This window comes from Burkholderia sp. BCC0322 (assembly GCF_902833045.1).
Classification (GTDB): domain Bacteria; phylum Pseudomonadota; class Gammaproteobacteria; order Burkholderiales; family Burkholderiaceae; genus Burkholderia.
This window is the reverse complement of sequence record NZ_CADFDU010000004.1, coordinates 543,134-564,686: the sequence shown is the minus strand read 5'-3', so window position 1 is coordinate 564,686 and position 21,553 is coordinate 543,134. Positions and strand designations below refer to the sequence as shown.

Sequence of the window (21,553 nt, the reverse complement as noted above, 5' to 3'; positions counted from 1 at the left end):
GAGGACACGAACATGAAAATCGGTTTTATTGGCCTCGGCCACATGGGCGCGCCGATGGCGCTGAACCTGCTGAAAGCGGGCCACGAAGTGCACGCGTTCGACCTGAGCGCCGACGCATTGCGCGCGCTGCAGGACGCCGGCGCACAGGTGGCCGCGTCGCCGCGCGATGCGGCATCGGGTGCGACGTTCGTCATCACGATGCTGCCGGCCGCGCCGCACGTGCGCTCGGTGCTGTCCGGCGAGAACGGCGTGCTCGCCGGCCTCGGCGCGGGCGCGACCGTGATCGATTCGAGCACGATCGACCCGGCGAGCGCGCAGGCGTTCGGCGCGCTCGTGCGCGAGCACGGCGGCGCGTTCGTCGATGCGCCCGTGTCGGGTGGCACGGGCGGCGCGGCGGCCGGCACGCTGACCTTCATGGTCGGCGGCAGCGATGCGGATTTCGAGCGCGTGAAGCCGGTGCTCGCGGGCATGGGCAAGAACATCGTCCACTGCGGCGCGACGGGGATGGGGCAGGTCGCGAAGGTCTGCAACAACCTCGTGCTCGGCATCTCGATGGCGGCCGTGTCGGAGGCGATGTCGCTCGGTGTCGCGCTCGGCATCGACCCGAAGGTGCTGGCCGGCATCGTCAACACGTCGACGGGCCGCTGCTGGAGTTCCGATACGTACAACCCGTATCCGGGCGTGATCGATACCGCGCCGTCGTCGCGCGGCTACTCGGGCGGCTTCGGCACCGACCTGATGCTGAAGGATCTCGGCCTCGCGAACGACGCGGCGAAGCAGGCCCGCCAGCCCGTCTATCTCGGCGCGCTCGCGCAGCAGCTGTACCAGACGATGAGCAGCCGCGGCGACGGCCAGCTCGATTTCTCGGCGGTGATCCGCCTGTACCAACCGGCAACGAAGAAGGACGCGTGATGATCGAACTGGACTACGTCGACGATGGCGCGATCGCGTGCGCGACGCTCAAGCGTCCGCCCGCGAACGCCTTTACCGCCGACGGGCTTCGGCAACTGCAGGACACCGTCGCCGAACTGAATGCGAGCCCGCGCGTGCGCGCGCTGGTGATCACCGGTGACGGCCCGAAGTTCTTCAGCGCGGGCGCCGACCTGAACACGTTCGCCGAAGGCGATCGCGCGGTTGCGCGCGCGATGGCGTCGCGCTTCGGCGCGGCGTTCGAGGCGCTGCACGACGCGCGCGTCGTGACGATCGCGGCGATCAACGGCTATGCGATGGGCGGCGGGCTCGAATGCGCGCTCGCGTGCGACCTGCGGATCGCGGAGACGCATGCGCAGATGGCGCTGCCCGAGCCGTCGGTCGGCCTGCTGCCGTGCGGCCTTGGCACGCAGACGCTGCCCTGGCTGGTCGGCGAAGGCTGGGCGAAGAAGATCATCCTGACCGGCGCGCGTGTCGACGCGGCCACGGCGCTGCGGATCGGCCTCGTCGAGGACGTCGTGGCGTCGGGCGCGTCGCGCGATGCGGCGCTGGCGCTCGCGCGCAACGTCGTGCGGCAGAGCCCGCACGCGGTCGCGTACAGCAAGGAGCTGATCGGCCTCGCGCGCCGCGGCGTGCCGCGCGGCGCGGCGCTCGCGGTCGAGCGGGAACGCTTCGTCGACCTGTTCGATACGAACGATCCGCGCGAGGGCGTGGCTGCGTTTCTCGGCAAGCGCGCGCCGCAGTGGCGCACCGACGGAGAGTCGCAACGATGAGCACGCCGGTGACGAATCACGACGCGTTCGCGGAGCGCGCACCCGAGGTGCTGTTCCGCGTGGTGAACCGCGTGGCGCTGATCACGCTGAACCGGCCGGCCGCGCTCAACGCGCTGTCGTACGCGATGATCGGCGAGCTGGCCGCGCGCCTCGAGCGCTGCCGCGACGACGACCAGATCGTCGCGGTCGTGCTGCGCGGTGCCGGCGAGAAGGGCTTCTGCGCGGGTGGCGACGTGCGCGCGCTCTACAGGATGGTCGCGCAGCGCGAAACCTGGCTGCCGTTCTTCGTCGACGAATATCGTCTCGACTACGCGATTCATACGTTCCCGAAGCCGGTGGTCGCGCTGATGGACGGCGTGACGATGGGCGGCGGCATGGGCCTCGCGCAGGGCGCGGCGCTGCGCGTCGCGACCGAGCGCAGCAAGATCGCGATGCCGGAGACGCGCATCGGCCTCGTGCCCGACGTCGGCGCGACGCATTTCCTGTCGCGCATGCCGGTCGAACTCGAGCTGTACGTCGGGCTGACCGGCGCGATGCTGTCGGGCGCCGACGCGCTGACCGCGAAGCTCGCCGATCTGTGCGTGCCGTCCGCATGGCTCGACACGTTCGAGACGCGCATCGAAAGCGTCAAGTGGGAAGGCGATGTGCTGGCGTTGCTGCGCAAGGTGTTCGAGCCGCCGTGCAACGTCGTGCCGCACGCGGCGCTCGACAGCCAGATGCCGTGGATCGTGCGTCACTTCGACAAGCGCTCGACCGTCGAGCGGATCGTCGCGACGCTGACGCAGGATCTTGCGCGCGAGGAGCTGTCGCGCGAGCACCGCCAATGGCTGCAGGCGACGCTCGAAGCGCTCACCGGCCACTCGCCGACGATGCTGTTCGTGACACGCGAGGCGCTGCTGCGCGGCCGCCAGATGACGCTGGCCGAATCGTTCCGGATGGAGCTGGGCATCGTCGCGCGCGCGATCGAGGAAGGGGACTTCTGCGAAGGCGTGCGCGCGCATCTCGTCGACAAGGATCGCAAGCCGCGCTGGGCGCCCGCGTCGCTCGTCGAACTGCGCGCCGAACGCGTGCGGCATTTCCTGACGTCGCCGTGGAAGCTGTTCGCGCATCCGCTGGCCGATCTCGGCGCTGCGTGACGGCCCGACGCGCAGCGGGGCGCGTCGGTTTCATTTCATCTCGTTGACCTCATCCCGGCGCTCGATCATCGGCGGAATCGCCTGCGCGAGCGCGTCGATCACGCAGCGCGTCTTGCGCGGCAGGTAGCGCGTCTTCGGCCAGATCGCGTGGATGTCGCCTTCGCAGACGAAGCAGCGGTCGAGCACGACCGTCATCTCGCCGCGCTTCACGTAGTGATCGAGCAGCCAGCTCGGCAGCCAGGCGATCCCGAACCCCGATGCGCCGGCCGCCGCAATCGCCTGCACGTCGTCGAAACTGAGTTGGTGCGGCATGTCGACACGCACCGTCGAGCCGTCCGGCGCGCGCAAGTCCCACGGTTGAATCACGCCCGAACGTGAATACGCGATCGTCCGGTGGTCTTTCAGATCGTCGAGTGTCTTCGGCATCCCGTAGCGGGCGAGATACGACGGCGCCGCGCCCAGGCTGCCGTACTGCGTGCCGAGCCGCCGCACCGCGAGGCTCGTGCTGTCCGCGAGCGTGCCGATGCGCACCGCGAGGTCGATGCCTTCCTCGACGAGATCGACGAAACGGTCGGTGATCGACACGTCAATCCGCAAATGCGGATAGGTGCGCGCGAGATCGAGCACGATGGGCGTCACGCAGTGGTGCCCGAACGCGAGCGGCACGCTCAGGCGCAACTTGCCGCGCGGCTCGTTGCGGCCGCAGTCGAGGTCGGCTTCGGCCGCTTCCAGTTCCGCGAGCGCACGCACGCAGCGGTCGTAGTACGCCTGGCCGTCGTCGGTCAGGCTCTGGCTGCGCGTCGTGCGCTGCAGCAGCCGCGCGCCGAGCCGCTTCTCGAGCCGCGCGACCGCCTTGCCGACGGCCGAGCGCGTCATGTCGAGCCGCTCCGCGGCGAGCGCGAAGCTGCCCGATTCCACTACCTGGACGAAGGTCGTCACGCCGTCGAGTCTGTCGGTCATGGGAGGGGGAGGTGATTGAGTCCTACAGTTCCCCAGTCTGGAGAAATGCGTACGCCAATGGGGATGGCAATTCTCACTATAGTACCGATTCCCGCCCAGCGTGCGTCGCCGGCCGCACGCGGCGAATCTTTCTCACCTGGAGGCGCGCGGCCCGTTCCCGGGCCGTGGCGCAAAACGCATGACGCTATCCGACTCCCGCAGGAATGCGGTCGCACTCGCGGCCGTCTGTCTCACGTCGCTGATGTTCGGCCTTGAAATCTCGAGCGTGCCGGTGATCCTGCCGACGCTCGAACACGTGTTGCATGGCGATTTCAACGGCATGCAGTGGATCATGAATGCGTACACGATCGCGTGCACGACCGTGCTGATGGCGGCCGGCGCGCTCGCCGACCGGTTCGGCCGCAAGCGCGTGTACGTGATCGGCACCGCGCTGTTCGGCGCGACATCGCTGCTGTGCGGGCTCGCGCCGAACGTGCCGGTGCTCGTCGCGGGCCGGCTGCTGCAGGGCGCCAGCGGCGGCGCGATGCTGATCTGCCAGATTGCGGTGCTGTCGCACCAGTTTCGCGAGGGCCGCGAGCGTGGCCGCGCATTCGGGATCTGGGGGATCGTGTTCGGCATCGGGCTCGGTTTCGGGCCGATCGTCGGCGGCGCGATCGTCGCGCTGGCAAGCTGGCCGTGGGTGTTCCTCGTCCATGCGCCGCTCGCGGCCATCGCGCTCGTGCTGATCGGCGGCGCGGTGCGGGAGTCGCGCGATCCGCATGCGGGCCGGCTCGACGTGGCAGGCATCGTCACGCTGTCGCTCGCGGTGTTCGGCCTGGCGTTCAGCATCACGCAAAGCGCGGAACTCGGGCTGACCAGCGCCGCCGGCCTCGGCGTGCTCGGCGCGACCATGCTGGCGCTGGTCGGCTTCTTCATCGCGGAACGCGCCAGCGCGCGGCCGATGTTCGACTTCTCGGTATTCCGGATTCGCGCGTTTACCGGCGCGATCTTCGGTTCGATGGGGATGAACTTCAGCTTCTGGCCGTTCATGATCTACCTGCCGATCTGGTTCCAGGTCGCGCTCGGCTACGACAGCGTGACGGCCGGCCTCGCGTTGCTCGCGTACACGTTGCCGACGCTGGTCGCGCCGCCGCTTGGCGAACGGCTCGCGTTGCGCTACGGGCCGGGCGTCGTGATCCCGGGCGGCCTGTTCACGATCGCGGCGGGTTTCGCGCTGATGCGGATCGGCAGCGCGGCCGACCATGCAAGCTGGATCACGATGCTGCCCGGCTGCGTGATCGCCGGCATCGGGCTCGGGCTCACGAACACGCCCGTGACCAATACCACCACGGGTGCGGTGCCGAGCTCGCGTGCCGGAATGGCGTCGGGTATCGACATGAGCGCGCGGATGATCTCGCTCGCGCTGAACATCGCGGCGATGGGCTTCGTGCTGGTCGCGGGAATCGTCGCGAGCCTGAAGGCCGGTATCGCGGGCACGATCGGCGACGCGGCGCTGCGCCGGCTCGCGCAGGAAATCGCATCCGGCCGAACCGACGCGCTGCACGAGATCGCACCGGCGCTCGCGCAGGCCGACCCGACCGGCGCGGCGCTGCACGCGGCGCTCGTGCACGGATTCGGTTGGGTGATGATGTACGGCGCGGCGGGCGTGGCTGTGCTCGCGACGGCGAGCGCGGTGGCGTTCGCACCGGCGCGGCGCGGGGCACCCGTGTGCGAATGATGCCGCGCGCGGCTGGTACGGCTGGCGCGGCCGGCCCGGTGCGCGCCGCGGTCAGGACGTCCCGCCGCCGAGCGCGCGGTACAGCGTCATCTGGTTGTTGAGCCGGTTCAGGCGCGTTTGCGCGTCGGCGCTTTGCGCGTCCCGCAGCAGCCGCTGCTGGTCGAGCCATGGCTGCACGGCGGTCGCGCCGGCTGCGAAGCGCGCGGCGGCAAGCCGCTCGGCGCGCTGCGCCTGGGCCAGCGACAGCGCGCGCTGTTCGGCTTCGCGTTCGAGCTGCACGCGCGCCGACAGCGCGTTCTCGACTTCCGCGAGCGCCGTGTAGAGCTTCTGGCGGAATCCGACCACGGCTTCCTCGTACTGTGTCTTCGATACCTTGATCTGCAGCTGCATCGTGTTCCACTGGATGAACGGCAGTGCCAGGCCGAGCCCGAGCGTGCCGACCGGATTCGCGAGCACGCGCTCGAGGCTCGTGCTCGACGTGCCGGCCTGGCCGGTCAGCGTGAAGGTTGGGTAGAAGCTCGTGCGCGTCGCGTCGATCTGCGCGAGCGACTCGCGCAGCCGGAATTCCGCCGCGCGCAGGTCGGGGCGCCGGCCGAGCAGGCTCGCCGGCAGGCCGGCCGCCACGTCCGGCGGTGCCGCATCGGGCAGTGCCGACGGTTCCGCCGCGCGTTGCTGAGGCGGCCGGTCGAACAGGATTGCGAGGGCGTGGCGGTTCTCGGTGCGCTGCTGGATCAGTTGCGTCTGCGCTGCGCGCTGCGCGGCGAGGCTCTGTTCGGCCTGCGCAAGGTCGAGCCCCGACACGGCACCGGCCGCGTGCCGCGACCGGACGATCGCGAGCGTGCGGACCGCATACGCGATGTTCGCGTCGCCGAGCGCGATCTGCCGGTTCAGATAGCCGATCTGCCAGTACAGCGATGCCGTCGTGCCGATCAGCGACAGCCGCGCGGCCTCGAGATCGGCGGCCGTCGCGTCGGCCTCCCAGCGTGCGGCGTCGCGCAGCGCGGCCAGCCGGCCCCACAGGTCGATTTCATAGCTGAGCGAGCCGGTCACGCCGCTCGTCCGGCTCGTCCGGTGCGTATCGAGCGTGCGCGACACGGCGCCGTTCGCGCCGAGCGATACGGCGGGCGTCAGGTTCGTGTCGGCGAGCCCGGCCTGCAGTTGCGCGCGGTACACGCGGATCGCGGCGATCGCGAGGTCGTTGTTGGCGCGCAGCGCGTCGTCGATCAGCGCGTCGAGCTGCGGATCGCCGAAGCTGCGCCACCAGTCGCGCGTCGTGGCCGGTGCGCCGGCCGCGACCGGTGCTGCCCAGTTCGCGGGCATCGCGACGGCGGGCAGCGGTTCATGGCGCGCACCCGCACAGCCGGCGAGCAATGCGGCCGCGCACGCGAATGCGCCCAGGCGGTGAAGCGGTGAGGAATGCGTCATGGCAGGCCTTGCGTCAGTCGCGCGCGAGCGCATCGATCGGATCGAGCCGCGACGCGTTGCGCGCGGGCATGAAGCCGAAGATCACACCGGTGAGCGTCGAGCAGACGAACGCGGTCACGATCGCGCCGGCCGAGAACACCATCTTCCACTGCGCGACGAACATCGAGAACAGCGCGCCGAGCCCGAACGACAGCGCGATGCCGATCGTGCCGCCGAGCAGGCAGACGAGCACGGCTTCGACGAGGAACTGCTGCAGGATGTCGGACTGGCGCGCGCCGACCGCCATCCGGATGCCGATTTCGCGCGTGCGCTCGGTGACCGACACCAGCATGATGTTCATCACGCCGATCCCGCCGACGACGAGCGAGATCACGGCGATCAGCGACAGCAGCAAGGTGAGCGACTGGCCGGTCTTCTCGACGGTCTTCACCACGCTGTCCATGTTGTACGTGAAGAAGTCCTTGCGGCCGTGGCGCTGGGTCATCAGCTTTTCGAGGCTTTTCTCGGCGGCGGCGCTCGGCTGCCCGTCACGCACGCGCACGGTGATGCTGTCGAGATAGCGCTGCCCGAAGAGACGCCCGCTCGCGGTCGTGTACGGCACCCACACGTTCAGGCTCTTCACGCTGCCGAACGCGCTCTTCTTGTCGGCCGTCACGCCGATCACGACGCACGGCACGTTGTCGACCAGGATCACTTCGCCGATCGGGTTGCGCGTCGCGCCGAACAGCTTGCGGCGCGTGTTCTGGTCGATCACGGCCACCTGCGCCTGGCGGCGTACCGCGTCCTCGTCGAACGCGACACCCAGCGCGAAACGCATCCCGCGCGCCTGGAAGAAGCGGTCGCCGACGCCGCTCACGAGCGCGTTCACGTCGATGTTGCGGTAGCGCAGCAGCAGCGTGCGCGACGTTTCGGGCGTCGCGCTGTCGACGTACGGCTGCTCGGCGAGCGCGGCGACATCGGCGGGCACGAGCGTCTGGATCGTGTCGGCGCGGCTGTCGCCCCAGTCGGTGCCCGGATAGAGGTTGATCGTGTTCGTGCCGATGCTGCCGATCTCGTCGAGCATGTAGCGCTTCGCGCCTTCGCCGATCGCGACGATCGACACGACCGACGTGATGCCGATGATGATGCCGAGCATCGTCAGCAGCGTGCGCAACCGGTGCGACACGAGCGCGATCGACGCCATCCGGCAGGCCTCGGCGAAGCGGCCGGAGCCGGCGGCGAAGCGTCGCGTGCGGGTGCCGTTGTCGGTATCGATGTCGGAACGCGCATCGGTGTCGACGGCTGCGGGCGGCGGCGTGTCGTGGCGACCGCGTGCGGGTGATTCGCCGGCTGCAGCTTCGGTCGCTTCCTCAGCGTCTGCCGCGTCCGCGCCCGCTTCCGCGAGGGCTTCCGCATAGTGCCGGTTCGGCCGGTCGGCGACGATCTCGCCGTCGCTGATCTCGATGATGCGCTTCGCATGGCGCGCGACGGCCTTGTCGTGCGTGACGATGACGATCGTATGGCCGAGCGCGTTCAGCTCGTGCAGGATGCGGATCACGTCCTGGCCGCTTTTCGTGTCGAGCGCGCCGGTCGGTTCGTCGGCGAGGATCACCTGGCCGCCGTTCATCAGCGCACGCGCGATGCTCACGCGCTGCTGCTGGCCACCGGACAGTTGCCCGGGGCGATGGTGCGCGCGATCCGCGAGCCCGAGGCGCGCGAGCAGCTCGCGGGCGCGTGCGTGCCGCTCGGCGCGCGGCGTGCCGGCATAGATCGCGGGCATTTCGAGGTTCGCGACGGCGTCGACGTGCGGCAGCAGGTGGTAGCGCTGGAACACGAAGCCGAAGTGTTCGCGGCGCAGTTGCGCGAGCTCGTCGGTGTCGAGCATGTGCGTGTCGCGTCCGCCGACCGTGTAGGTGCCTTCGCTCGGGTGATCGAGGCAGCCGAGGATGTTCATCAGCGTCGACTTCCCGGAGCCCGACGCGCCGACGATCGCGACGATCTCGCCCGCGTGGATCGACAGGTTGACATTGTTCAGGACAACGACATCCTTGTCGCCGGCCGGAAAGCGTCGGGTGACGGCCGCGAGTTTCAGCAGGGGCTGGCTCATCGTCACACCACGTCCGACAGCGGCGCATGGTCGTCCCCGGCCGCTTCGCCGATCACGACGCGCTCGCCGTCCTTCAGACCGGCCAGCACTTCGACGCGCACGTTGTTGTTGATGCCGATGCGGACGCTGCGCGTTTCCGTGCTGCCGTCGGCGCGCAGCACGCGCACCGCGTAGGTGCCGTCCTTGCGTTTTTCGCCGAGCGCGGCCGCCGGAATGCTGAGCGCATTGCGCGCGTTGCCGAGCACGATGTTGACTTGCGCGGTCATCGAGATGCGCAGCCGATGCTCGGGATTCGGCACTTCGAACAGCGCGTTGTAGAACACGGCCGAGTTCGGCTTCGTGCCGCCGCCCGCGCCGCCGCCGAGCGCGCTCTGCGCTTCGGCGTAGTTCTGCGGCGCCGGCTCGATCGCGCGCAGCTTGCCGTAGTGGCGCTTGTCCGGTTCGCCGAGGATCGTGAAATACGCGGTCTGGCCGGCGCTCACGCGGATCACGTCGGCTTCCGACACCTGCGCCTTCACGGTCATCGTGTCGAGATCGGCGAGCTTCAGGATCACCGGCGCCTGTTGCTGCGCGATCACGGTCTGGCCTTCCTGCGTGACGACCGCGACGACCTCGCCGTCGATCGGTGCGACGATGCGCGTGTAGCCGAGGTTGGCCTGCGCGGTCTCGATCTGGATGCGGGCCGAGCGGATCTGCGCGGCGAGGGACGCGAGCGTCGCGCGCTGCACATCGAGCGTCGCGCGTGCGGCCTCGAACGATTCGCGCGACGTCGCGTCGTCGGGCAGCATCGCCTGCTGGCGCCGGAACGCGAGTTCCGCTTGCGTGAGTTGCGCGGCGGTCGATTGCTGTTGCGCGCGCAGGCTATCCTCGCTGGCGCGCGCCTGGCGCAGCGCGTTTTCCGAGATCACGGGATCGATCTCGGCGAGCCACTGGCCCTTCGTGACCTTGTCGCCGAGCTTGACCTTCAGCGACTTCAATTGTCCCGATACCTGCGCGCCGACGTCGACCTGCTTGAACGCCTGCAGCGCGCCGGTCGCGAGCACCGCGTTCTCGAGATCGCCGCGCGTGACGGGCGCGGACAGGTATTGCGGATGCTTGTCGGGCGCGCAGGCCTTCAGCGTGACGCCGGCGGCGATCGCGACGACGGCGAGGGAAGCCAGCACAATGCGCCGGCGGCGATGGGTCTTCTGAGTCATGAGCGTGCGGCGAGGATCAAGCGGTGCCGGCGATGCGTGCGGCCGGGCGGGACGATCCGGTCGGCGTCGCCTGTCGGGCGGGTTGCCCGCGACGGTATCCGCGTGCGCATCGCGCGGGCGTGCCGAGTCGAATCAGCCGCTCATGGTAAGCGAGGAAATCACGCCAAATCGTGTGGAAATTGTGCTGAATTGTGCGAACGCCGCACGGGAACAGGGGCCGTGCGGCGTCATCGTTGCGATCCGGGAGAACGGCGGGTGAAGCCCCGCGCGTATGGTGCGGCGTGCGTTTGCGTGCGTTAGCGCTGCGCGGCGACGAGCGCCCGATCCCGCGCGCTTACGCGTGCGGTCCGCCCGCGTCGATCCGGCGTTGCGTGTCGGTGTCGACGATGTCGCGGATCGCGCTGAACAGCGGCGCGGCGTCGGTGTAGCGGTGACCGTAGCCGAGATTGAATGCGTAGTCGAAGTCGGGCGGATTGCAGCCCTGGTTGTGCTGCAGGATCGTTTCGAGCTTGTCGAGCGCCTTTGCCGCGCGCGCTTCCGGCGTAGCCGCCGCCTCGTATTCATCCCACAGAGCGACGATCTCGTCGCGCGGGGCGGCGTCGAGCGGCGCGGTCAGCGTCAGCAGGTCGTCGCGTTCGTGCGCGCTTTTGTCCGGGTGCGCGGCCTGTTCGATCGCGGGGATGTCGCCGTGCAGCGCCTCGCCGAGATCGTGGACGACGCACAGCTTCAGCAGCTTCAGCGTGTCGATGCCGGGCAGCGCGTCCGCGAACACGAGCGCCATCAGGCACAGCCGCCAGCTGTGCTCGGCCGTGCTTTCCGCTCGCCCGGACGACGTGTAGCCGCTGCGCAGTACATCCTTCATGCGTTCGGCTTCGCGCAGGAAAGCGAGCCGCGCGTGGATCGTATCGGGGGGCATGGTCGGCGTCCTTGCGATGAGCCGCCAAGCGTAGTGCGGGTGGGCGCGGTTCGTCCACGCATGAAATATGCGTGGTGTGTGCGGGATCGGGGCGCTTCGTCGCGCGCCTACCTCGCGAAAAGCCCGGCCCAGCAGAACAGGGCGAAGAAGCCCGTCTGTACAACGACGATCAGGGTGAACAGGTAGGGGCTGCTGCGGCGCGCCACGCGCCTGCCACCGGCGTTCGCCACCCCCGAGCGAAGCGCGACCAGCACGGCGGCGCCCGTATAGACAATGAACGCGATGATCACGAGTTCTCGCATGACATCCGTCGGCATGTGGCATGTCCCCTGGGCGTGCCGCCCTTTACGTTCGCATCTTTTGCGTTGCGTGCCGGACACGTCGAAGCAGCCGTGCCGTTGCCGGCGTGCGGTTCTTCATCGCGACCCCGCAATCACGCATCCTGGAGCGTCTCGACGAGCCGCGCGGCCGAGCCATCCGACAGCGTCATCCGTGTCCATCGGCACACGCTGCCGCGGATCGGCACGACATGCGACGCATTCGCGCCGGTGTCGAATTCGACGCTCGGCGGCCCTGCATGGTCGTGCCAGCCGAGCGTGTCGAGCGCGGCTTCCATGCGGACGATCTCCGGCGTCGCGTAGCGCCACAGCGACGCGCCGAGCAGCATCGGCAGCGGCTGCGAGAATTCGGCCGCGCGCGCGGGCGAACAAGCGAGCAGGCGGTGCGTGAGGTCGCACACGAGATGCATGCGGCCCGCGCTGCCCGCGATGAGCCGCGCGAGTGCGTAGTCGCCCGCGGAATCGAGGCGCGCGGCGAGCAGCCGCTCGGCGGTCGCGCGCTCGTCGGGCGACATCTGCTGAATGCCGGCTTCCCAGCGCGAGATCGTCGATTGCGCCACGCCGAACAGTTCGGCCGCATGGCTTTGCTTGACGCGATGCAGCGCGCGCCAGCGCTTGAGTTGCGGGCCGAGCGGGGGCGTGTGAAGCGGTGATCCGGTCATGGCGATGCTCCGGTTGCGGTCGTTGTGTGCGCTCGCGTGACTCGGGCTGTCGACGCTGGCACGGCAGGCGCACCGCGCGCGCCGTTACATGATCCGCAGGCCGCCGTTTGCGTGGATCGCGATGGCCGCGAACGGCACGAGCACGATGCCGCCCAGCACGAGCACGATGCCGCCCAGCACGAGCACGCCGTCGGCCGCAACGGTGATCGGCGTGGCGAGAATTCGCAGGCCCATGCCGACGACGGACGGCGATTCCTGGATGTACACCGAGTACTGCTTGTTGAACGGCTGCGTGACGCCTTTGTCCTTCGCGGCGAAGCCTTCCGTCGAGTAGCGTTTGCCGTCGATGTCGCCTTCGAGCACGAGACCGGCTGGTTCGGCGACGAATCCGTCGGCGGCGGCCGCCTGTCGATCGTCGTCCGACGCGTCCTTCGGCAACACGATCCGGTAGTGGCCGGTGACGCTGCCGCCGCTCGCATGGAAGCCGGCGAACGTCGTGTGCAGCGATTTCCGGTAGCCGGACAGCAGTACCGGCCGCAATTGGGCCGGCAGATCGAAGATGTAGTGGTAGCGCATGCCGAGGACGACCAGTTTCTTGCCGTCCTCGGAAATCATGAATCCGGATACGTATTCGCTGTATGCGTCGTCCTTGTACAGCTTCGGCGTGAAGCAGCCCGACAGCGCGAGGCTGCTGGCGGCCACGCCGGCGGCCAGCAGGCGCCGGCGCGTGATCGATGCGGTCATTGTTGTTGTCCCGTCTGGTGCGGCTCGGTTCAGTTCAGTGGCTTTCGCCCTCGGAAGCCGGATTCTCGCGTATCCGCCGCGCGTTGTCGAACGGGGTATCTGCCACGGCAGCAGTCGGTGGCCGCTGCCCGCACGGTGCCGACAACGGTACGGTCGTGCTTTCAAGCGTCTCCGCCATATCTTATGATTCGGCCAGTGCGGGGGGATTCCGGCCGCCAACGGTCATGTCGACGCATGACGCGCCGGTACGAATTACCGCCTTTCGGCTTGCGCGTCGCACGATGCTCGGTCGAAACGACAGGAAACGCGTGACCAGCGCGTTTCCCGAAAAATGACGAGAGGGCGCGATGGTACGGCTGGTCTTGCTGCTGCTGGGCATCGAATACTTGCGCACCCGCTGGCGCGGGCTGACCGTGCTCGGCTGGGTGTGGGTCGTCGCAGGCGTCGTGATCTTCGTCGATGCGCTCGACGGCGCGCTGCACTTCCCGATCCAGATCTTTGCGTGGCTGTTCCTGATCGAGGGGCTCGCGACGCTCGCGGTGGCCGGCAGCGGCGTCGGCGGGCAGCGCATCCTGCGCTACGTGAAGGGGATCGTGGTCGTGGTTGCCGCCGGGCTCGTGTTCGCGGGGCATCACCACGGCCATTTCCTGCTGTCGATGATCTTCGGCACGCTGTTTCTCGTCGACGGGCTGCTGCAGTGCACGGCAGCGTGGATGGTGCGCTATCGCCGCTGGAACGTCGCATTCGCATGGGGCGTCGTCGAGATCCTGCTGGCAATCTTCTTCTATCAGCCGTACCCGACGCACTACGTGGGCACCGTGCCGTACTGCCTCGGCCTGCTGCTGATGTTCGGCGGGATGCACATGCTGAGCCTCGCCGCGCGCGTGCGGCGGCTGACGCGCAATCCGGCGTTCGCGGCATCGCCGGCGCCGGCGCTCGCGCCGGATCTCGACGATACGCGCGACCGGCCGCATGTCGCGCAGTCCGAATGGGACGGCCCGCCGGCCGACGGCGAGCACGCGCTCACCGTGCACGTGTGGACGCCGACCGGCACGTCGAAGGCCGAAGCGCAGCGCTATCCGGTGATCGACCGCTATATCGCGGCGGTGGACGTGAACGGCGTGATCTCGACCGGGCACGCGGCGCTGGAGGCGCCCGAGGGCATCTATATCAGCCTGTATCCGGGTGTCGAAATCGATCGTTCTCCGGACGAATTCACGCGCATCCTGCGCGCGACACCCGAAAACGACGTGCCGGGGCTGTTCCAGCCCGACTACGCAACCGAGTCGAAGGCGTGGTGCCCGTCGACCGTACGCGTGCGGATCCGCAACTACGATCCGGCGAAGCTGGACGCCTTCTGGTCGTCGTACCGGCAGGACGCAACGTACAACCTGACGCACCGCAACTGTTCGAGCACGGTATCGAACGCGCTGGAAGCCGCGCTCGACGGTGCGGTGTGGCGGTTGAAGGGCGCGCGCGCCGGGTGGGGCGCGTTCGTGCGGTTGCTGCTCACGCCGGAGCTGTGGGTCGCCGCGCAGATCCGCAAGCGCGCGGTGACGATGGCATGGACCCCCGGGCTCACGCTCGACTATGCACGCGCGCTCAGCATGCTCGCCGATCCGCGGCCGTTCGCGTGGTGGAAGGTCGCGCGCTCGGCCGTGAAGGCGATCATGGTGTCGCGCCGCACGTGGCGCGAGCAGGACAACGCGGCGCTGTCGCCCGGCGGATCGGAGGCTGCGTCGATGAAGTGATCGCGTGCCGCCGGGCGCGGGCCCGGCGTCACTGCGGCTGCCACCGCGCGGTCGCGCGATGTTGCCCGCCACGAGAACCCCCATACGCAAACAACAATGAACAAGACGAGCGCATTCCGCATCCTGATTCCCGCCGCGCTGGCGCTGACCAGCGCCGGCTTCGCGCAGGCGAGCGTGGACGAAGTGCCGCGCATGAGCGACGACGTGTACCGGACGTCGGTGTCGTTCTGCTCGAACGTCGCGGCCGCCGAGAAGATCGAGTGCCAGGGCGACATGATTGCCGCAGGCAGCCGGATCGTCGCGGCGATCGGCGGCCTGCCGCCGGCATCCGCCACGTCGATCGACGAAGGCGCGCGCAACAAGCTGCCGGCCGCGGAGCGCAAGGGGCTCGCACCGGTCGTGCCGGGTGCGATCGACAAGGACGACGACCTTGCCGGCCTCGCCGGCATGGTGCGCCTGTGCGACGTGTACGAATCGGAGCCGGCGTCGCGCGCGCGACATCACGCGGCGCTGAAGCAGCAGGCGCCGGAAGCCGCACCGCGCGTCGAGGCGTTGCTGGCCGATGCGTCGACGGCGGCGCGCCAGCGCGTCAGCATCGGCGTGTGGCAGATCCTCGCGCTCGAAGGCCCCGAATCGATCACACGCGCGTGCACGCAGCTGGGCGCCGGATCGTGACGGGCGGCGTGCCGCATGCGTGCGCGAGCCGGTGTCGATAGTGCGATGTCCGCGGTGGCACCGGGCGGTCAGTCGCGCACGATCGTGGCCGGCCTGATCCGCATCGGCTTGCCCAGCGTGCGGGCGACCGGCGAGGCCCGCGCCGCACCGCGAGTTCTTTCGTCCACCTTCACATTCGTGCCATGTTGCGTCGGCAACAATCGCGGACAGACATTCGACAACCTTGCGGCGCATCCCGCGACCGCAAGCCTTTTCCGAGGAAACGCCATGCTCAAGACGCTCGCCCGCGCCGCTGCCGCACTCGCCGTCGCTTCCGCTTCACTGCACGCCGCCGCGCAGACCAGCTACGACTACCTGTTGCTCGCCGCGTCGTGGGAGCCCGGCTTCTGCGCGTCGCACGACACGCCCGAATGCACGAACCTCGCCGGCACGTACGCGGCGACGAGCCTGTCGCTGCATGGCCTGTGGCCGAACAACTACGACGGCAACCAGCCGTTCTACTGCGGCGTGCCGCAGAACGACATCGACCTCGACAACGCGCACCAGTGGTGCAGCATGGATGCGTATCCGATCAGCAGCGCGACTCGCAACACGCTCGCGACGTACATGCCGGGCGTCGCGTCGTGCCTCGACAAGCACGAGTGGTTCAAGCACGGCACCTGCTCGAACTCGGCGACGCCCGATGCGTACTGGAACCAGGCGTCCGGCATGATCAGCCGGCTCGGCAACACGTCGTTCAACACGTTCCTGCAGGCGAACGCGGGCAAGACGGTCACGCGTAACCAGCTGCTGTCGGCGTTCGAAGGCGCATTCGGCAGCAATACGCGCAGCGCGGTGTCGCTGAAGTGCACGAAGACGAATGGCGTCAGCTACTTCACCGAAGCGTGGATCGCGGTGAAGACCAATGCGACCGCGCAATTCCCGAGCGCCGCATCGCTCGTGACGGACGGCAATACGCAGGGCACGTGCCCGACGTCGGGCGTGTACATCGCGAAGTAACGGGGCAGGGGGCGACGGCGCGCGACATCGCGCACGCCGTCGCCGGTCACGGCTTCGGCGGGATGCCCGACCACAGCAGCCGGGCCAGCTCCGGTGCGTCGAGCTGCGGCTCGTGTGCGTCGATAGCGTCGGGCAGCGCATGCCACGGCACGGCCGGGTTCCGGTGATGTTGCAGATGCAGGTTGATGTGATATGGCCACACGAACACGCGGCCGATCCAGCCCGTGCGCCACGAATACGTCCAGTCGGCCCAGCCGGGCGTGGCCTGCGGGCCGCCGCTGTGCTCGGCCATGCTGCGGATCTTCTGCAGCAGCACCGACAGCGTGAGCAGCGGCACGAACCACAGCGCCGCGACCAGCAGGATCGTTCGCGCGGAACAGGCCCACACGAGCAGCGCGACGATCACCGCCCATACGGCCGCGGCCGCCTGGAACGGCAGGCCGAGCCGCGTGTTCTGCCCGCCCGCGCGCCGAAATGCCGCCATGTTGCGCACCATGTTCAGCACGAACAGATCGCCGAGCAACTGCCGCGCGAGCGGCCACGCGTCGAGCGGCCGGAACCGCCACGGCTGGCCGTGATAGAGAAACCGGCGCTCCGGATCCTGCGCGGTGCCGAGATGCCGGTGATGCGCGAGATGCAGCGGCCGGTAGAACTCGACGGGGACGAGCCCCGGCACGCCGATTGCGACGTTGATCAGGAAGTCGTTGAAACCGCGACGGCGCGTGAGGTGATAGTGGGTCGCGTCGTGATACAGGATGAACAGCGCATGCTGCCGCGTCGCGACGACGAGCACCGCAAGCGCATACAGGTACCACGCGCCGAGCGCGACGGCCACGCGGATCGCAACGACGATGCACGCCCATTCGAGCAGTGCGGCCGCCACCGTGCGCAGGTCGACCTTGACGCGCAGCAACGCGAGCGTGAACGTGCCGGCCGCGATACCGGTCGTGCTGCCCCATGCGACATCGGCGGCGCGATGCTGGCCGGTGGTCAGTACCGTCACCATCAGCAGCGCGCTCCACGCGGCGAACAGCACGGCTGAGCGTTGCCGGAGCGCCAGCAGCACGATCGCGATCGCGACCGGCAGCGCGACGTGCCCGCTCGGCGATGCGGCAAGCGGCGCATCGATTCGCTGCAGCCATGCGATCCAGCCGTCATGAGCGGGCGGCCATGCGACGGCGGTCGGATGCAGCAGATGGCACACGAGGCAAACACCGGCCGCGAGCGCGCCGGCGAAGAACGCCGGCAGCAGCCATGCGCGGCCGCGCCCGAGCCAGACGAGCGCGGGCATCGCGAGCAGGTAGCTGAGGTAGAGCGGTACGGTGCCGGGCAGCAGCGGAACCGCGCGATCGAGCGCGCTCGCCGGAATGAGCGTGACCGGCCCGAGCGGCAGGTGCGTGACGAATGCGTAGAACGCACCCGTCACGACGAGATAGGCGGCGAGCAGCAGCCATGGCCGGGCAATCGGCGCGTCGTTCGCATCCTGGCGGAAAACGGCGTGGGACATGGCGGGAGCGGGCGGGTGACGGGCTATCATAGCAAGCTGTTCAGTCTTGCAGGAGGAGCCGATGGAGTTGCGTGCCACCGCCGTCGAACGAACGGCCCTGGGCCCGGACGACATCGACCGGATGTTCTCGTTGTATGCGGCGTCCTATTGCGACACGGTTCGTGCGCAGTTCGACCGCGACCTCGGCGACAAGACACACTGCATCGTGCTGCGCGACGGCGGCGGCGCGATCCAGGGCTTCTCGACGCTCAAGCAGTACGAGACACGCTGGCGCGGCGCGTCGATCCGCGTGATCTTTTCCGGCGATACGATCATCGATCCCGCGCATTGGGGCACGCAGCATCTCGCGTTCGCGTGGATCCGCCACGCGGGCGACGTGTGGCGGCAGGCGCCCGCCGTGCCGCTGTACTGGTTCCTGATCTGCAAGGGGCATCGCACCTATCGCTACCTGCGCGCGTTCGCGCGCGACTACGCGCCGCGTGCCGACAACCTGACCGCACCGGCCACGCAGGACCTGATGGATTACCTGGCCGCGAGCCGCTACGGGCACGCGTACGATTCCGCTACCGGCCTGCTGTCGTTCGACACGCCGCAGGGCCGGCTCACGCCCGCGCTCGCGGAGGTGCCGGCCGCGCACCGACGGCTGGCCGACGTCGACTATTTCCTCGCACGCAACCCCGGCTATGCGCAGGGCGACGAGCTCGTGTGCCTGTGCGAACTGTCGGCGTCGAACCTGCGGCCGCTCGCGCGCCGGCTGTTCGACGGCAGGTGAGCCGCGCATGCGGATCCGACTCGCGCATCCGGCCGACAACGCGCGCATCCTCGATTTCCAGTCCCGCCATGCGATGCAGGGCAGCCTGCCGCTGCGCTTCGATCGCGCGCCCGACTACTTCGCGCTGCATCGCTGCCACGCGCCGCATCACGAGGTCTGGCTCGCGGAGGATGAGCGCGCGTCGCTGAAGGGGCTCGCGAGCCTCGTCGTGCGCGACGGCTATCTCGGCGAACGCGCGCAGCCGGTCGCCTATCTCGGCGACCTGCGGCTGATGCCCGACCGGCGGCTGTCGCGCGAGTGGACCGACTCGGTGCGCGAACGCTTCGCGACGCTGCGCGCCGACGCCGGCGTGCAGCATGCGTATTGCTGCATGATCCGCGACAACCGGCTCGCGGTGCAGTCGTTGGCACGATCGCGGCGCGAGAATCGGCTGCGTTTCGCGCACTGGCACGGCTACGAGAACGTGTCGATCTATGCGCAGCGCGGGCTGTCGTCGGCGCCGCGCAGCGTGCCGGGCGTGCGGATCGTCGAGGCGCAGCCGCATCATGCGGACGCACTGCGCGCGTTTCTCGATGCCGAATCGTGCCGCCAGCCGTTTGGCGGCGTGTTCTCCGCGGACGAATTCGCGCGCCGGCTCGACACGTGGCCGTCGTTCGGCATCGGCGCGTTCCTGCTGGCGCTCGATGCGCACGACAACCTGCTCGGCTGCGTCGCGCCGTGGGATGCCGGCGATATCAAACGGATCGTGCTCGAACGGCTGCCGTTGCCGCTGCAGGCGGTCCGTGCCGCATTCAATGCAGTCGCGCCCGCATTGCGCCGCCCGCGTATCGCCGCGCCCGGCGAGCCGTTGCGCGACGTCTACCTGACGCACCTGCAGGTGCGCGACCGCGATCCGTCCGTGTTCGCGGCGCTGCTCGATGCCGCGTGGCTGCGCGTGCGCAACAGTCATGCGCTGATGCAGTTGTGCCTGTACGACGGCGATCCGCTCCGGCCGGCGCTTGCGCGCTACTACGCGGCGCGTACGCCGATGGATCTCTATACACTGTCGACCGGCGAGCCGGCCGCACCGATCGACGGCCTGCTGGCCGGCCGCGTGCCGGGCTTCGAGATCTACCTGGTCTGAGCGCGCGTGACGTGCAGCAGGTCGGCGAGCGCGAGCCAGAAGCGGCCGGCGTCGAAGCCGAGCCCGCCGAGCACGGGCTGGCCGTGGTCGAGCCGCGGCAGGCAGACCTGCCGGATGCCGGCCATCACCTGGTGTTCGAGATAGAACTGTCCGTCGTGCGCGCAGCCGGGACGATGCCCGTTCAGCCGCCCATGATGCGAATCGAAGCGCGTGGATGCCTCGACGGACCAGCTCACGCCATGCACGAGATGGAGGTCGCGCGGCAGCGCGGCAAGCATGGCGCCGACGCGCGGATCGCGCCGGCTGCTGATGTCGCGCGTGCCGGCGTCGGCCCAGCGCGTGCGCAGCATGCGGCGCGCGATGCGGTCAGGCCACGGCGCGGCCGCATGCGGCGCGATGCCGTGTCGGAAGATCGTATCGACGATCGCGGACGGGCCGCACGGCGGCTGCATGAGCGCGAGGCCCGCGCAACGCGCGGCCAGCGCCGGATCGCCGACGAGCGCGGCGAGCGTGTCGATGCCGCCCTTGCTGTGCGCGAGCGCGACGAATTCGCCGCCGGCCGGCAGGTGCGTGCGCAGGTACGTCCCGATATGCGCGCCCTGATCGAACACGCCGCGCGCGGATCGCACCGGCACCGTCAGCACGCGATAGCCGGCCGCGCCGAGCGTTTGCCGCGCCCCGCGATTGCAGCCGGGCAGCCATTCCGAATACAGCCCGGCGACGAGCACGACCGTCGTCGTCAACGGCAGGCGGGCGGTGCGCCGCGTCCAGCCGTCGATGAACGCATCGGTTCGGTCGAGGTTCGCCGCGGCCCGCGCGAACGGCGTTGCCGGATAGTGGCGCCGCCAGTCGTCGAACCCGTCGGGCGTCCACGGCGCGCGTGTCATGCGTGCGACTCCGGTTCGCGTTCGGCGCCGGCCAGGTACGGTGCGAGCGCGGCGCGTGCCGCGCGCAGCGCCGCGTCGCTGTCGAGGCGATCGGGATGGAAGCGCGGCGAGAACCAGCACAGCCACATCGGCATCACGCGCGTGAAGATGCCCGGCGCGACGAACAGCCAGCGCAGCAGTTGCAGCCAGCCGCGCAGGTTCCAGGTCTGCCCGTCGACGGCGACGAGGCGGTGCACGAAATAGATCAGGTCGATCACGAAGTAGACGGAGATCCCGAGCATGGCCGCGCAGCGCACCACATAGCGCCGCGCCGCGTTCGGCATGGCCGCCTCGAACACGTCGAACGCGACCGTCTTGTGCTCGGTTTCCTCGATTGCATGCCAGCGCCATACGGCCGCCATCGTCGGATCGGCGCCGTCGAGGATCGCCGGGTCGCTCAGCAGCCGGTGCGCGAGGATCGTCGTGTAGTGCTCGAGGCACGCGGTCAGCGCGAGCCGCGTGACGGGCGATACCTGCCGCGCGGCATTGCGCTGGCGTTTCTCGAGCAGCGCTTCGAGCGCGTCGACCGGCACCCGCTGCGACGCGAGGCGCGCGTTGTAGAGCCGGTGCACGCGGATATGCGATGCTTCCTGCCGCACGAACGCATCGACGTCGGCCGCGAGCGCCGCGTCGCCGCCAACCCGGTCGCGAAACGGCCGCACGCTTTCGATGAAGAAGCGCTCGCCGAGCGGAAACATCACGGAAAACGCGTCGAAGAAGCGCGTGACATGGCACGCGCCGCGATACCAGAAGCGCGGAATGCGTGCGTCGATAGCGAAGCGCACGTCGCGGGTCGGCATGCGCGACGCGGTGCGGTCGGCGGGCGCGCGGCGAAACGGCCGCATGCTAGTTCCGCCCCGTCAGGGAAGGGGCGCGGGCCGTTACCGGCGGCTGACGCATCTGTTGTATCCTCCCGT

At 69.3% G+C, this 21,553-nt stretch carries 20 protein-coding genes; 9 read left to right on the top strand and 11 right to left on the bottom strand.

Features of this window, described 5'->3' with window-relative positions; translation table 11 throughout:
* The first annotated feature begins 12 nt into the window (after window positions 1-12).
* The 3 genes from mmsB to HWX39_RS15765 are packed head-to-tail and all read left to right on the top strand — an operon-like array spanning window position 13 to window position 2,839.
* The gene (mmsB, locus tag HWX39_RS15775) at window positions 13-912 is read left to right on the top strand and encodes a 3-hydroxyisobutyrate dehydrogenase (protein ID WP_011354325.1); all 900 of its coding nucleotides are present in this window, start codon (window positions 13-15) and stop codon (window positions 910-912) included.
* Window positions 912-1,703, top strand: a complete 792-nt coding sequence (locus HWX39_RS15770; RefSeq protein ID WP_175968996.1) for an enoyl-CoA hydratase — start codon at window positions 912-914, stop codon at window positions 1,701-1,703. The genes mmsB and HWX39_RS15770 overlap by 1 nt, the downstream gene beginning before the upstream one ends.
* Window positions 1,700-2,839 (top strand): enoyl-CoA hydratase/isomerase family protein, encoded by a 1,140-nt coding sequence (locus tag HWX39_RS15765; RefSeq protein ID WP_175968932.1) that lies wholly within the window; start codon window positions 1,700-1,702, stop codon window positions 2,837-2,839. The genes HWX39_RS15770 and HWX39_RS15765 overlap by 4 nt, the downstream gene beginning before the upstream one ends.
* Before the next feature lie 30 nt (window positions 2,840-2,869).
* Here HWX39_RS15765 and HWX39_RS15760 read toward each other — a convergent pair whose 3' ends face one another.
* Window positions 2,870-3,799 (bottom strand): LysR family transcriptional regulator, encoded by a 930-nt coding sequence (locus HWX39_RS15760; protein ID WP_175953217.1) that lies wholly within the window; start codon window positions 3,797-3,799, stop codon window positions 2,870-2,872.
* 178 nt (window positions 3,800-3,977) lie between these two features.
* On the opposite strand from HWX39_RS15760, the gene HWX39_RS15755 reads away from it, so the two are divergent.
* Window positions 3,978-5,516: an MFS transporter gene (locus HWX39_RS15755; RefSeq protein ID WP_175968931.1), complete on the top strand. Its 1,539-nt coding sequence runs from the start codon at window positions 3,978-3,980 to the stop codon at window positions 5,514-5,516.
* A 51-nt stretch (window positions 5,517-5,567) separates the two neighbouring features.
* On the opposite strand, the gene HWX39_RS15750 is transcribed toward HWX39_RS15755, so the two are convergent.
* The 7 genes from HWX39_RS15750 to HWX39_RS15720 all read right to left on the bottom strand — a co-directional run bounded on the left by HWX39_RS15750 (window position 5,568) and on the right by HWX39_RS15720 (window position 12,883).
* Entirely contained in the window at window positions 5,568-6,941 is a 1,374-nt protein-coding gene (locus HWX39_RS15750) for an efflux transporter outer membrane subunit (protein ID WP_175968930.1), read from the bottom strand.
* Between the two features lie 13 nt (window positions 6,942-6,954).
* A complete protein-coding gene (locus tag HWX39_RS15745) occupies window positions 6,955-9,027 on the bottom strand; it encodes a MacB family efflux pump subunit (protein ID WP_175968929.1) in 2,073 nt (690 codons plus the stop codon).
* Window positions 9,028-9,029: 2 nt separating this feature from the next.
* A complete protein-coding gene (locus HWX39_RS15740) occupies window positions 9,030-10,223 on the bottom strand; it encodes an efflux RND transporter periplasmic adaptor subunit (protein WP_175968928.1) in 1,194 nt (397 codons plus the stop codon).
* Between the two features lie 334 nt (window positions 10,224-10,557).
* Entirely contained in the window at window positions 10,558-11,139 is a 582-nt protein-coding gene (locus tag HWX39_RS15735) for an HD domain-containing protein (protein ID WP_175968927.1), read from the bottom strand.
* Window positions 11,140-11,246: 107 nt separating this feature from the next.
* Entirely contained in the window at window positions 11,247-11,456 is a 210-nt protein-coding gene (locus HWX39_RS15730; RefSeq protein ID WP_175968926.1) for a hypothetical protein, read from the bottom strand.
* A gap of 116 nt (window positions 11,457-11,572) precedes the next feature.
* Window positions 11,573-12,139, bottom strand: coding sequence for a helix-turn-helix transcriptional regulator (locus HWX39_RS15725; protein WP_175968925.1), 567 nt, complete (start codon window positions 12,137-12,139; stop codon window positions 11,573-11,575).
* A gap of 84 nt (window positions 12,140-12,223) precedes the next feature.
* Window positions 12,224-12,883 (bottom strand): hypothetical protein, encoded by a 660-nt coding sequence (locus tag HWX39_RS15720; RefSeq protein ID WP_175968924.1) that lies wholly within the window; start codon window positions 12,881-12,883, stop codon window positions 12,224-12,226.
* A gap of 347 nt (window positions 12,884-13,230) precedes the next feature.
* Between HWX39_RS15720 and HWX39_RS15715 the strand changes: the two genes are divergently transcribed.
* The 3 genes from HWX39_RS15715 to HWX39_RS15700 all read left to right on the top strand — a co-directional run bounded on the left by HWX39_RS15715 (window position 13,231) and on the right by HWX39_RS15700 (window position 16,308).
* Entirely contained in the window at window positions 13,231-14,634 is a 1,404-nt protein-coding gene (locus HWX39_RS15715) for a DUF308 domain-containing protein (protein ID WP_175968923.1), read from the top strand.
* A 96-nt stretch (window positions 14,635-14,730) separates the two neighbouring features.
* Window positions 14,731-15,309 (top strand): hypothetical protein, encoded by a 579-nt coding sequence (locus HWX39_RS15710; protein WP_175968922.1) that lies wholly within the window; start codon window positions 14,731-14,733, stop codon window positions 15,307-15,309.
* A gap of 267 nt (window positions 15,310-15,576) precedes the next feature.
* Entirely contained in the window at window positions 15,577-16,308 is a 732-nt protein-coding gene (locus tag HWX39_RS15700) for a ribonuclease T2 (RefSeq protein WP_175968921.1), read from the top strand.
* A 46-nt stretch (window positions 16,309-16,354) separates the two neighbouring features.
* Here the strand turns inward: HWX39_RS15700 and HWX39_RS15695 are convergent, their stop codons facing one another.
* Window positions 16,355-17,815, bottom strand: a complete 1,461-nt coding sequence (locus HWX39_RS15695; RefSeq protein WP_175968920.1) for a fatty acid desaturase family protein — start codon at window positions 17,813-17,815, stop codon at window positions 16,355-16,357.
* A 61-nt stretch (window positions 17,816-17,876) separates the two neighbouring features.
* Here HWX39_RS15695 and HWX39_RS15690 point away from each other — a divergent pair, with 61 nt between their 5' ends.
* Together HWX39_RS15690 and HWX39_RS15685 are read left to right on the top strand one after the other, a co-directional pair.
* On the top strand, window positions 17,877-18,587 hold the full coding sequence (locus HWX39_RS15690) for a hypothetical protein (protein ID WP_175968919.1): 711 nt from the start codon (window positions 17,877-17,879) through the stop codon (window positions 18,585-18,587).
* Window positions 18,588-18,594: 7 nt separating this feature from the next.
* Entirely contained in the window at window positions 18,595-19,710 is a 1,116-nt protein-coding gene (locus HWX39_RS15685; RefSeq protein WP_175968918.1) for a hypothetical protein, read from the top strand.
* Here HWX39_RS15685 and HWX39_RS15680 read toward each other — a convergent pair.
* Together HWX39_RS15680 and HWX39_RS15675 are read right to left on the bottom strand one after the other, a co-directional pair.
* Window positions 19,698-20,597, bottom strand: coding sequence for a hypothetical protein (locus HWX39_RS15680; protein ID WP_175968917.1), 900 nt, complete (start codon window positions 20,595-20,597; stop codon window positions 19,698-19,700). The genes HWX39_RS15685 and HWX39_RS15680 overlap by 13 nt on opposite strands.
* Entirely contained in the window at window positions 20,594-21,481 is an 888-nt protein-coding gene (locus HWX39_RS15675; RefSeq protein ID WP_175968916.1) for a metal-dependent hydrolase, read from the bottom strand. Before HWX39_RS15675 ends, HWX39_RS15680 begins: the two co-directional genes overlap by 4 nt.
* Window positions 21,482-21,553: the final 72 nt, after the last annotated feature.